An 11,651-nucleotide genomic window follows, 5' to 3' on the forward strand; every position below is an offset into this window, starting at 1 on the left:
AGATTCATTCAGCAACCGGTATGGACGGTGTCGACTTTTCAAACTGTGGCAGCCCGTCGTCGATCGAATAATAGTCGCCCTTATCACCGACGAAGATATGGCATTCCCCCTCAAGACCTGTCGGCTTGTCGAACGATCCCGCCATGACCGAAACGTAGTCCTGGTCTCGCGGCTTCCAGAACAGCACCGATCCGCATGCCTTGCAGAACCCACGCCTGGCGAAGGTAGAGGCTTCGTACCAGGTGATACTTTCCGTGCCCTCGATCACGATGTCGGCGTTGGCAACATTGGTCGCGGCATAGAAATGTCCGCTCTGCTTGCGGCATTGCGAGCAATGGCAATAGACGACGCCACGCAGCGCCTCGTTCGTTCTGAAGCGGACGGCTCCGCACAGACACGATCCCTGGTGACCATCACTCACGTCGATCCTCCTTGAAGAAAAGTGCCGGGCATGGCTTAGGATTCCAGCTTTGCCGCGCAAGCACGCAAGCAAATGCGACATGTGCTGGCGTGGAGAATCCGAAATTCGGTTTCATTTTCAAGAGTGCGATGTGCGAATCGCGAATTCAAGCCGCCGCACCGGCGTTGTTTCCAACTGTTGGATGCACGGACTAAGGCTTTTACAGCCCGCAGACAGAGAAAACCCGCTGAACCTCTGCCAGTTAAGGAAACTTTAGCGACGGCGCATTTATGGTCACCTGCAAGCGAAGGCCGTGGGTGGGGACGCATCCCTTCGCAAGTTGTTCGAAGCGTCGGTCGCATTCCCCAGGGCTCGGCGACAAAGGGAAACCGCGAATTCCGCGGAGGATCCGAGGGGAAGAACCAAGATGCAGCCGGCAGCTGTCCCGACCGAACGAAGCACCGACATCGCAGCCACTGTTGTCGCGACAATGCGCCAATTGGGCGTGCTCGGCCTGCCGCGCAATTACGAGATCTTCTATGAGGCCCTGAGCGGCACCAATCGTGAACTCAGCCTGGCCGTCGTTTCGCTGACCAGCCGGCCGACACAGGATGAACTGGATCAGATCGGGCGCACTTTCTTTGCCCACAACCATGGCCCTGGCATAGTCGAGCATGCCAGAGACGTCATTGCCAGGGAGCTCGAGGAGGTTGCTTCGCTGCTGCGGAGCGAGCGCAGCCACATCGAGAAATACGGCAGGATCCTCGATGAGACATCGAGCGGCCTCAGCGGCCGCAGCCTTCTCTCCCAGGATCTCCTGCAGAAGATCGCCAACGCCATGGCGGTTGCCACCAATTCGACGATCGATCACGGCCGGCAGGTGGCCTCGACGCTCAGCGACAAGACGGCCGAACTCGAAAGCGTCAAGTCGAAGCTTGAGGAGTACAAGCGGCTGGCCGACACCGATCCGTTGACGCATATCTGGAATCGGCGCGCCTTCGACAAGGAGATCACCAGGATCTACAACAGCAGCAGGGGTATCCTGTTCAACGCCCTGGTTCTTGTCGACATCGACCGCTTCAAGGATATCAACGACCGCTATGGCCATCCGGTCGGCGACAAGATCATCCAGAGCATCGCCGATATTTTCCAGACCAGCATTCGCGGCGACATGTTCGTTGCCCGCACCGGCGGCGAGGAGTTCGCGCTGATCATCGAGGGCGCCAGCGAGGACGCCACCTATGACGTCGCAGAGCGTATTCGTGCCCTGATCGAGCAGACGCCGTTCACCAGCAGCCAGACCGGCGCGAATTACGGCACCGTCACCGTCTCGATGGGTATCTGCATGGCTTCCGAAGCCGAAGGACCCGAAGATCTCTACACCAAGGCCGACCGGGCGCTCTATCGCTCCAAGGTCAGCGGCCGCAACCGGGTCACCAAGCACTCGACGATGGCAGGCCGGGCCGGCAAGAGCTGGCTGCTCTACAAGAAGGACTGAGCTTCTTCCGTCGATCGCTTCGGCGGATTGTTTTGCATCCGCCCCTTTCCATATGAATTTTTGTGGCCTATATTTTCCACAGAAATAGGAAGGGCCGCGATGCAACCTCAAACCGCTGCCAAGACAGCCGAAAGCGCAGTGCTGACCAAGGCCACGCTGCGCGCGGCCGATCTGCTGGACATCACCGCCAGGATGCTGGCCTCGGTGATCGGTGTTTCGGAGGCCACGGTTTCGCGCATGCGCAGGGACGAATTCCTGCTCGAGCGCGGCACCAAGCCATTCGAGCTTGCCGTGCTGTTCGTCAGGCTGTTCCGCTCGCTCGATGCCATTGTCGGCGGCGACGCGGTCGTCGCCCGGGCATGGCTGAAGAACGTCAACGCGGCGTTCGACGCCGCTCCGCTTGAAAAAATCCTCACCATCACCGGGCTCGTCGATGTCATTGCCTATCTGGACTCCCGACGCGCTCTCGTCTGAGACCGTCGGCATCGACGGCAAATACTGGCGCATGGTCGAAGCGCAGCACCATGTCTCGACGCTGAAAATCGTCGACACGCTCGACGAGCAGGCGATGCTCGAAGACCTGATCGAGGAAACCAAGCCGCAAATCCCAATTGAATGCCGCCATCTCCACTATCTCCTGGCGACGCCCTTTCGCTACGGCTCGGTCTATCCGCACGGTTCGCGTTTCCGCCGCGCCGGCAGGACCAAGGGCGTCTACTATGCGGCCGAGACCATGATGACCGCGGTTGCCGAAATGGCCTTCTACCGGCTGCTGTTCTTTGCCGAGTCGCCCGGAACACCATGGCCAAGCGACGCCGCCGAATACACGGCCTTTGCCGCCGCAATCAAATGCGCTGGAGCAATCGATCTCACCCGGCCGCCGCTCGATCGTGACGCCGCTGCATGGGCACATCCGACCGACTATGCCGCTTGCCAAGCCATTGCCGATACCGCCCGCGAAGCCGGGCTGGAGGCGATCCGCTACCGCTCGGCACGTGACCCCAAGGGCGCCAACATTGCGCTGCTGACCTGCCGCGGCTTTGCCAAGGCCAAGCCGATGGAGCCGCAGACCTGGCGGATCCGCCTCGGCGCGTTCGGCGTGCAGGCGATCTGCGAATTTCCGGAAAAACGGATCGAATTTGCCAGAACCGCCTTTGCCGATCCCCGTCTAGCCGACTTGCGCTGGGAACGCGGGCACTGAATCAACCAAAAGAAAAGCGCCGGATTTCTCCAGCGCTCTTTTATCAACGTTCAAGCCGAAACACGCTTAGCCGTTGACCGCCTGCTTGTGCTGCACCGGGTGGCTCTTCTTCAACAGATCCGAGACCAGGAAGGCCAGTTCGATCGCCTGGTCGGCGTTAAGGCGCGGATCGCAATGGGTGTGGTAGCGGTCCTGCAATTCCTCGGCGGTGATGGCGCGCGCGCCACCGGTGCATTCGGTGACGTTCTTGCCGGTCATTTCGACATGGATGCCGCCCGGATGCGTGCCTTCGGCGCGGTGCACCTCGAAGAAGGTCTGGACCTCCTTGAGAATGCGGTCGAACGGCCGCGTCTTGTAGCCGGCGGCCTCGATCGTGTTGCCGTGCATCGGGTCCGACGACCACACCACGGAGCGGCCTTCCTTCTGCACCGCGCGAACCAGCTTCGGCAGATGGTCGGCGACCTTGTCGGAACCGAAGCGGGCGATCAGCGTCAGCCGGCCGGGCTCGTTCTCGGGATTGAGCAGGTCGATCAGCTCCAGCAAGCCGTCCGGCGTCAGCGAAGGACCGCATTTCAGCCCGAGCGGGTTCTTGATCCCACGGCAATATTCGACATGCGCATGATCGGGCTGGCGGGTGCGGTCGCCGATCCAGATCATGTGGCCCGAGGTGGCATACCAGTCGCCAGAGGTCGAATCGACACGCGTCAGTGCCTCCTCGTAGCCGAGCAGCAGCGCCTCATGGCTGGTGTAGAAATCCGTCTCGCGCAGCGCGTAGTTGGTTTCCGAAGTGATGCCGACGGCCTTCATGAAGTCCATCGTCTCGGTGATGCGGTTGGCGAGAGACTCGTATTTTTCGCCCTGCGGGCTGTCGGACACGAAGCCGAGCATCCAGCGGTGCACGTTCTCCAGGCTGGCATAGCCGCCTTGCGCGAAGGCGCGCAGAAGGTTGAGCGTCGCCGCCGACTGGCGGTACGCCATCTCCTGGCGGGCGGGATCCGGAATGCGCGACTTCGGGTCGAATTCGATGCCGTTGATGATGTCGCCGCGATAGCTGGGCAGCGTCACCTCGCCCTTGGTCTCGTTGTCGGACGAACGCGGCTTGGCGAACTGGCCGGCAACGCGCCCAACCTTCACCACCGGCTGCGCGCCGGCGAAGGTGAGCACCACGGACATCTGCAGGAAGACACGGAAGAAGTCGCGGATGTTGTCCGCGCCATGCTCGGCGAAGCTCTCGGCGCAATCGCCGCCCTGCAGGAGGAATGCGTCACCGGCGGCGACAGAAGCGAGCTGCTTCTTCAGCTTGCGCGCCTCACCGGCAAAAACCAGCGGCGGAAAGGTTGCGAGCTGGGCCTCCGTGTTCTTCAGCGCGGCAAGGTCCGGATAGGCAGGAACCTGCTTGATCGGCTTTGCTCTCCACGAATTCGGCGACCATTTCGTCATCGCTGCACCCAACGCTCTTTCCGGCAAGCACCCTCGCCTGCCATTTCCCGCCCCTATATGGGATGGCGGCTCCATACACGAAGCCGATTTCCTATTCTAGACCGGAATTCAAGCGCTGGCGAATGGCCTGGGCCGGCTACGCCGCCTTCTCCACCAGCCGCGCCAACTGGGTCATGATGACCGCGGAGCCCGCCAATCGCTTCTCGGGGGTTGGCCAATCGCGCACGAAGACGACGCTGTGGTCCGGCCGGATCTTGGCCAGCGAGCCCTGCTCGCCGATGAACCGGACGAGCCCGACCGGGTTGGAGAATTCGCGCTTGCGGAAATGGATGACGACGCCCTTCGGCCCGGCGTCGAGCTTCTCGACATTGGCCTTGCGGCAGAGCGCCTTGATGAAGACGATCTTGAGCAGATGCTTGACCTCGTCCGGCAGCGGGCCGAAGCGGTCGATCAGCTCGGCGCCGAAAGCGTCGATTTCCTCGGTGTTTTCGAGATCGCCAAGCCTGCGGTAGAGCGCCAGCCGGAGCTGCAGGTCCGGAACATAGCTTTCCGGGATCATCACCGCCGTGCCGACGGCAATCTGCGGCGACCAGCCGCCATCCTGGACCTCGCCGGAATCCTTCACCTCGGCAACGGCTTCCTCCAGCATCTGCTGGTAGAGTTCGAAGCCGACCTCCTTGATGTGGCCGGACTGCTCTTCGCCGAGAAGATTGCCGGCGCCCCTGATATCGAGGTCGTGGCTGGCGAGCTGGAAGCCGGCGCCCAGCGTATCCAGCGATTGCAGCACCTTCAGCCGGCGCTCGGCGGTGTCGGTCAGCTTGCGGTTGGCCGGCAGCGTGAACAACGCATAGGCGCGCACCTTCGAGCGACCGACGCGACCGCGTAACTGGTAAAGCTGCGACAGGCCGAACATGTCGGCGCGATGGATGATCAGCGTGTTGGCGGTCGGGATGTCGAGACCGGATTCGACGATGGTCGTCGATAACAGCACGTCGTACTGGCCGTCGTAGAAGGCATTCATGATATCGTCGAGTTCGCCCGGCGGCATCTGGCCATGTGCCACCGCCACCTTCAACTCCGGCACGGATTCCTTCAGGAAATCATGGATTTCCGAGAGATCGCTGATGCGCGGCACCACATAGAAGGAATGGCCGCCGCGATATCGCTCGCGCAGCAGCGTCTCGCGGATGACCAGGGGATCGAACGGCGAGATGAAGGTGCGCACCGCCATTCGGTCGACTGGCGGCGTGGCGATCAGCGACAGCTCGCGCACCCCGGTCAACGCCAGTTGCAGCGTGCGCGGGATCGGTGTCGCCGAGAGCGTCAGCACGTGCACGTCGGTCTTCAAATCCTTCAGCCGCTCCTTGTGCTTGACGCCAAAGTGCTGCTCCTCGTCGATGATCAGCAGGCCAAGGTTCTTGAACGAGATCGCGGAACCAAGCAGCGCGTGCGTGCCGATGACGATGTCGACCTGGCCCTCGGCGATGCCTTTCTTGGTCTCGGCCAGTTCCTTGGCGCCGACCAGCCGCGACGCCTGGCCGACACGGATCGGCAGGCCGGAGAAACGCTGCGAAAAGGTCTTGAAATGCTGGCGCGACAACAATGTCGTCGGCACCACAACTGCCACCTGAAAGCCTTCCATCGCCGCGATGAAGGCGGCACGCAGCGCCACTTCGGTCTTGCCGAAGCCGACATCGCCGCAAATCAGCCGGTCCATCGGCTTGCCGGCAGCAAGATCGTCGCGCACCGAATCGATGGCCGTCTGCTGGTCGTCGGTCTCCTCATAGGGGAAGCGGGCCGCGAACTCGCCATAGAGGCCTTCTGCCGGCACCAGTGGCGGTGCGGAGCGCATCTGCCGTTCGGCGGCGATGCGGATCAGCTGCCCGGCCATGTCGAGCAGGCGCTTCTTCAGTCGCGCCTTGCGCGACTGCCAGGCGCCGCCGCCAAGCTTGTCCAGCGTCGCCTCGGCTGTGTCAGAACCGTAGCGCGACAGAAGCTCGATGTTTTCCACCGGCAGGAACAGCCGGTCGTCACCGGCATAGTGGATTTCAAGGCAGTCATGCGGTGCGCCGACCGCTTCGATGGTACGCAGGCCGATGAAACGGCCAATGCCATGATCGGCATGGACGACAATGTCGCCGGCCGACAGCGCCGAGGCCTCGGCAATGAAGTCCGAGGGACGCTTCTTGCGTTTCGAACGCCGGATCAGCCGGTCGCCCAAAATGTCCTGTTCGGCGACGACGACCAGTTTTTCGGTCTCGAAGCCGGATTCGAGCGGCAGCACGGCCAGGGCCGCCTGACCGGGTTCGAGCTTTTCGGCTTCCGCCAGCGTCGCCACCTGCTTGAGGTTGCCTAGATGGTGTTCGGCTAGGATCTGGCCAAGCCGGTCGAGCGAGCCTTCGGTCCAGCCGGCGATGACGACGCGGCGGCGCGCCGCGCGCTCATCGGCGATGTGTTTGACGACGACATCGAACACATTGGCGTTCGGATCGGCGCGCTCCTCGACGAAGCTGCGGCCGTGGCGTGAGCCGGCGTGATAGACCTTCTTGGCGCCAACTTCGGGCGCGTCGAATGGCGTGAAGTCGATCGCTTCACGCGGCCCGAGCGAGGCAATCAGGTTTTCCGGGGAGAGATAGAGCAGGTCCGGTGCGACCGGCTTGTAGGGCACGGCGTCCTTCAAGGCACCGTCCGCCTGCTTCTTGCGCGCCTCGTAGTGATCGAGGATCAGCGTGTGGCGCTCGGCCAGCGCCTCATGCGCCAGATGGTCGAAGATGACAGGCGTGTCAGGCAGATAGTCGAACACCGTCTCCAGCCGTTCGTAGAAGAACGGCAGCCAGTGCTCCATGCCGGCGAAGCGACGCCCTTCGCTGACCGCCGCATAGAGCCCATCGTCGCGCTGTGGCGCGCCAAAAGCTTCGATGTAGGAGCGGCGGAAGCGGCTGATGGTTTCGGGCGTCAGCGCCACTTCGCTCATCGCCTGCAGCGCCATCGACTTGCGCTGACCGGTGGTGCGCTGCGTGGCGGCGTCGAACACACGGATCGATTCCAGCGTGTCGCCGAAGAAGTCGAGCCTGAGTGCTTCGGTCCAGCCGGGCGCGAACAGGTCGAGAATGCCGCCGCGCACTGCGAACTCGCCGATGCCACGCACGGTCGGCACGCGCTCAAAACCGGACGTTTCCAGCCGCGACACCAGTACGTTCATGTCGATCTGGTTGCCGGGCCTGGCGTGGAACGTCTGTGCCTCGACGAGATCCGCCGGCGGAATGCGTTGCAGCAGCGCATTGGCGGTGGTGAGGATGACGGCGCGGTGCGGCTTCTTCGCCAGAGCGATCATGGCGGTCAGCGCATCGAGGCGCTTGGCGGCAGCATCCGAACCGGGCGAGACGCGGTCGTAGGGCAGACAATCCCACGCTGGTAGTTGCAGCACCGGCAGGCCGGGGGCAGCAAAAGACAGCGCCTCAACGATCGCCGGCAGGCGCTGACCGTCGCGCGCGACGAACAGAACCGGCTTGTCGGGCGCGATCTCGAGTGCCGCCTGCACCAGCGCAAAGGCTTCGTAACCGTCGGCGACGCCGTCGACGATGAACTGGCCGGCGCGGCCTTTCGGCAAACCGATGGTGGGAATGAGGCTCATGAAATCACGGTCTTGTTCTATCGCAACTCCGAACGGAAAACCGCTTCGCACTTTTCCTGGAATTGCTTGTGTTCAGGATGTCGTTGTTCAAAATGTCATGGAGTGGCGGAAAGCCAGGATCTTTTGCAGGACGGCACAATCGATATCGGCCGGAACCGGGCGTTCGCCGGTGACCATGGGCAGGAATTCGGTATCGGGAATGTCGAGGAGCCTCTCATATTGGTCGATTTCCTCGGCCGTCAAGGCGCCGATCTCAGCGTCGGCGAAAGTGCCGAGGATCAGGTCCATCTCGCGCATGCCGCGATGCCAGGAGCGAAACAGAAGCTTGCGGCGGTGCACGTCCAGCCCCTCGCTTGATCTCGTCGTTCCGGTCATCGTACCGCATCCTTGCTTGCTGCGGCGCATATAGCGTGGATAGAAGGGGCTGTCAGCCTTGCGCTGCCGCCATCGCAACATAAGCTGACATCATGCGCCCGACCAACCTCGATCCCTTGTTTGTCCCGATCACGTCGCTTGCAGGCGTCGGACCGAAAGTCGGCGCGCTGATCGAGAAGGTTGTCCCGGCCGATCTGGGTGACCGCCCCGCCCGCACGGGCGACCTTCTGTTCGTGCTGCCGCACACCGTCATCGACCGGCGCAGCCGCCCGGGCATCGCAGGATCCGCGGAAGGCCAAATCGTGACGCTGGAGGTGCGCATCGACCGCCACCAGCCGCCGCCGCGCGGCAACAGGTCGGTGCCTTACCGCGTCTTCGCCCATGACGACACCGGCGAGATCGCGCTGACCTTCTTCCATGCTCACGCTTCCTATCTCGAAAAGGCGATGCCCGAGGGCGAGCATGTCGTGGTCTCGGGCCGCATGGAATGGTTCAATGGCCGCCCGAGCATGGTCCACCCCGACCATATTGCGCTGGCCAGCGAGGCGGAAAACCTGCCGCTGGTCGAACCGGTCTATCCCCTGACAGCCGGGCTCTCGGGCAAGGTGCTGCGCCGGGCGATCGGCCAGGCGCTGGCGCGTGTGCCTGAATTTCCCGAATGGCAGGACGGCGCCTTCATGCGCCGGCACACCTTTGCGGCCTTTGCCGATGCGCTCGCCCGCATCCACAATCCGGCCGACCCGATCGACGTCGCCATCGACGGCGCCGCCTGGCGGCGGCTCGCCTATGACGAGTTGCTGGCGGGCCAGGTCTCGCTGGCGCTGGTGCGGGCAAAAGTCCGCAGGCTGTCCGGGCGTCCCCTGGTCGGCGACGGCCGCATCGTCGAAAAACTGCGGACTGCACTGCCCTATTCGCTGACATCGAGCCAGGAGTTCGCGCTGGCCGAAATCAATGCCGACCTCGCTGATCCCGAGCGCATGCTGCGGCTTCTGCAGGGCGATGTCGGCTCCGGCAAGACGGTCGTCGCGCTGCTGGCCATGGCGCGCGCCGTCGAGGCCGGCGGCCAGGCAGCACTGATGGCGCCGACCGAAATCCTGGCGCGCCAGCATCTGGCGACCATCACGCCGCTCGCCGCCAAGGTCGGACTGCGCATCGCTATCCTCACGGGCCGCGAAAAGGGCCGCGAACGCGCGGACACGCTGGCCGGTCTGGCGAGCGGCGAGATCGACATCGTCGTCGGCACCCACGCGCTGTTCCAGGAGACGGTCATGTTCCACGACCTGGTCTTCGCCGTCATCGACGAGCAGCATCGCTTCGGCGTCCATCAGCGGCTCGCCATCACCGCCAAGGGCGACGCGCCCGACATGCTGGTGATGACGGCCACTCCCATCCCCCGCACGCTGGTGCTGACCGCTTTCGGCGACATGGACGTGTCGAAACTGACGGAAAAACCGGCCGGCCGCCAGCCGATCCGTACCGTTACACTGCCGCTCGAGCGGCTCGACGAACTGGTCGACCGCATGGTGGACGCCGTCGCCAGCGGCCAGAAGATCTACTGGATCTGTCCGCTGGTCGAGGAATCCGAAGAAATCAAGCTGATGTCGGCCGAGGACCGCTTCGCGTCGCTGAAACCATTGTTCGGCGACCGTATCGGGCTCGTTCACGGCCGCATGAAGGGTGCCGAGAAGGACGAGGCGATGCGTGCCTTCAAGCAGGGCGAGACACGCATCCTGATCGCCACCACCGTCATCGAGGTCGGCGTCGACGTGCCGGACGCCACCGTCATGGTCATCGAGCACGCCGAGCGCTTCGGCCTGGCCCAGCTGCACCAACTGCGCGGCCGGGTCGGGCGTGGCGACAAGCCCTCCTCCTGCGTGCTGCTCTACAAGGACCCGCCTGGCGAGACCGCAAAACGCCGGCTGTCGGTGATGCGCGAGACCGAGGACGGGTTCCTGATCGCCGAAGAAGACCTGAAGCTGCGCGGCGAAGGCGAATTGCTGGGCACCCGCCAGTCTGGCACGCCGGGTTTCCAGGTTGCGCGCATCGAGGCGCATGCCGACCTTCTGGAGGCCGCCCGCGACGATGCCAGGCTGATCCTGTCGCGCGACCCGGAGCTGCAATCGCAGCGTGGCGAGGCGTTGCGCCTGCTGCTTTATTTGTTCGGCCGCGACGAGGCCGTGCGGCTCCTGCGCGCCGGCTGAGCCAGGGCGGCAACCGACGGGTTGGCGAGCATCCCTTCGATCGGCTCGCCATTCACGACAACCATTTGCTTGACCTCGGGCGCCACCAGCCCGGCCGACACAATCAGCTTGGCGCCGTCCTCAATCGTCATGTCGAGCAGCACGATGTCCGACTTCGGCACATACATCAGGAATCCGGTGGTCGGGTTTGGCGTGCACGGCATGAATACGGCAATCAGCGGATCGCCTTCCTGGTCGAGCTTCTGGTTGATCTCGGTTTCCTTCTCGCTGGCGACGAACACCAGCGACCACACACCCTTGCGCGGATATTCGACCAGTCCGACTTGGCGGAACATGTCGCCCTTGTTCGACAGCACGGTCTCGAAAATCTGTTTCAGCGAGCCATAGATACCGCGCACCAACGGCATGCGGCCAAGCAGGCGCTCGCCGAAATTGACGATGGCGCGGCCGACGATGTTGGCCGTCAGGAAGCCGATCAGCGTGATCAGGATGAGCGCCACGATCAGCCCGAACCCCGGCACAGGAAACGACAAATAGGTGTCAGGGCTGTAGCGGGCCGGAATATAGGGTTTCACCCAGGAATCGACCCAACCGATGAATGACCAGGCGATGTAGGCGGTGATCGCCAGCGGCGCGCAGACGATGAAGCCCGTGAGGAAATAGTTCCTCAGCCGGGTCACGCCGGAAGTCTTGGGAGCGTCGGACATGATTCACCGGAGGTGCTATTTCGACGCGACATTAGTGAACCGCCGTCCAGTTTGGAACTGCGAAGTCTTTAAAGAGCCGATTATGCCGCCACTTCCAACGGAGCAATCCAAACGGAAGCAGCATACGTTCACGATTAGCCGAAAACATCCTTCCTTTCGTCATCCACGGGCGGAGCAAGGAGCGAAGCGACGCGG

General features: G+C 63.1%; 9 protein-coding genes. 4 read left to right on the forward strand and 5 right to left on the reverse strand.

Features of this window, described 5'->3' with window-relative positions:
• Window positions 1–4: 4 nt before the first annotated feature.
• On the reverse strand, window positions 5–421 hold the full coding sequence (locus tag EJ079_RS25870) for a GFA family protein (protein ID WP_127810532.1): 417 nt from the start codon (window positions 419–421) through the stop codon (window positions 5–7).
• Between the two features lie 406 nt (window positions 422–827).
• On the opposite strand from EJ079_RS25870, the gene EJ079_RS25875 reads away from it, so the two are divergent.
• From EJ079_RS25875 to EJ079_RS25885, 3 genes are all read left to right on the forward strand, one after another.
• Window positions 828–1,898: a diguanylate cyclase gene (locus EJ079_RS25875; RefSeq protein ID WP_127810533.1), complete on the forward strand. Its 1,071-nt coding sequence runs from the start codon at window positions 828–830 to the stop codon at window positions 1,896–1,898.
• Window positions 1,899–1,997: 99 nt separating this feature from the next.
• Entirely contained in the window at window positions 1,998–2,372 is a 375-nt protein-coding gene (locus EJ079_RS25880; protein ID WP_127810534.1) for an MbcA/ParS/Xre antitoxin family protein, read from the forward strand.
• Window positions 2,332–3,099 carry an RES family NAD+ phosphorylase gene (locus EJ079_RS25885; protein WP_127810535.1) on the forward strand — a complete coding sequence of 256 codons (768 nt, stop codon included), beginning with the start codon at window positions 2,332–2,334 and terminating at the stop codon, window positions 3,097–3,099. The genes EJ079_RS25880 and EJ079_RS25885 overlap by 41 nt, the downstream gene beginning before the upstream one ends.
• Before the next feature lie 66 nt (window positions 3,100–3,165).
• Here the strand turns inward: EJ079_RS25885 and EJ079_RS25890 are convergent, their stop codons facing one another.
• From EJ079_RS25890 to EJ079_RS25900, 3 genes are all read right to left on the reverse strand, one after another.
• On the reverse strand, window positions 3,166–4,539 hold the full coding sequence (locus EJ079_RS25890; RefSeq protein WP_127272015.1) for a 3-deoxy-7-phosphoheptulonate synthase class II: 1,374 nt from the start codon (window positions 4,537–4,539) through the stop codon (window positions 3,166–3,168).
• A 136-nt stretch (window positions 4,540–4,675) separates the two neighbouring features.
• Complete coding sequence (gene mfd / locus EJ079_RS25895) at window positions 4,676–8,173, reverse strand: transcription-repair coupling factor (protein ID WP_127810536.1); 3,498 nt, start codon at window positions 8,171–8,173, stop codon at window positions 4,676–4,678.
• An 87-nt stretch (window positions 8,174–8,260) separates the two neighbouring features.
• Window positions 8,261–8,548, reverse strand: a complete 288-nt coding sequence (locus tag EJ079_RS25900; protein WP_127810537.1) for a succinate dehydrogenase assembly factor 2 — start codon at window positions 8,546–8,548, stop codon at window positions 8,261–8,263.
• Window positions 8,549–8,640: 92 nt separating this feature from the next.
• Here EJ079_RS25900 and recG point away from each other — a divergent pair, with 92 nt between their 5' ends.
• Window positions 8,641–10,749 carry an ATP-dependent DNA helicase RecG gene (recG, locus tag EJ079_RS25905; protein WP_127810538.1) on the forward strand — a complete coding sequence of 703 codons (2,109 nt, stop codon included), beginning with the start codon at window positions 8,641–8,643 and terminating at the stop codon, window positions 10,747–10,749.
• On the opposite strand, the gene EJ079_RS25910 is transcribed toward recG, so the two are convergent.
• Window positions 10,701–11,456, reverse strand: a complete 756-nt coding sequence (locus EJ079_RS25910; protein ID WP_027036784.1) for a DUF502 domain-containing protein — start codon at window positions 11,454–11,456, stop codon at window positions 10,701–10,703. The two genes, recG and EJ079_RS25910, sit on opposite strands and share 49 nt — an antisense overlap.
• Between the last annotated feature and the right edge of the window lie 195 nt (window positions 11,457–11,651).

It is taken from the genome of Mesorhizobium sp. M7A.F.Ce.TU.012.03.2.1 (genome assembly GCF_004006095.1).
Lineage (GTDB): Bacteria > Pseudomonadota > Alphaproteobacteria > Rhizobiales > Rhizobiaceae > Mesorhizobium.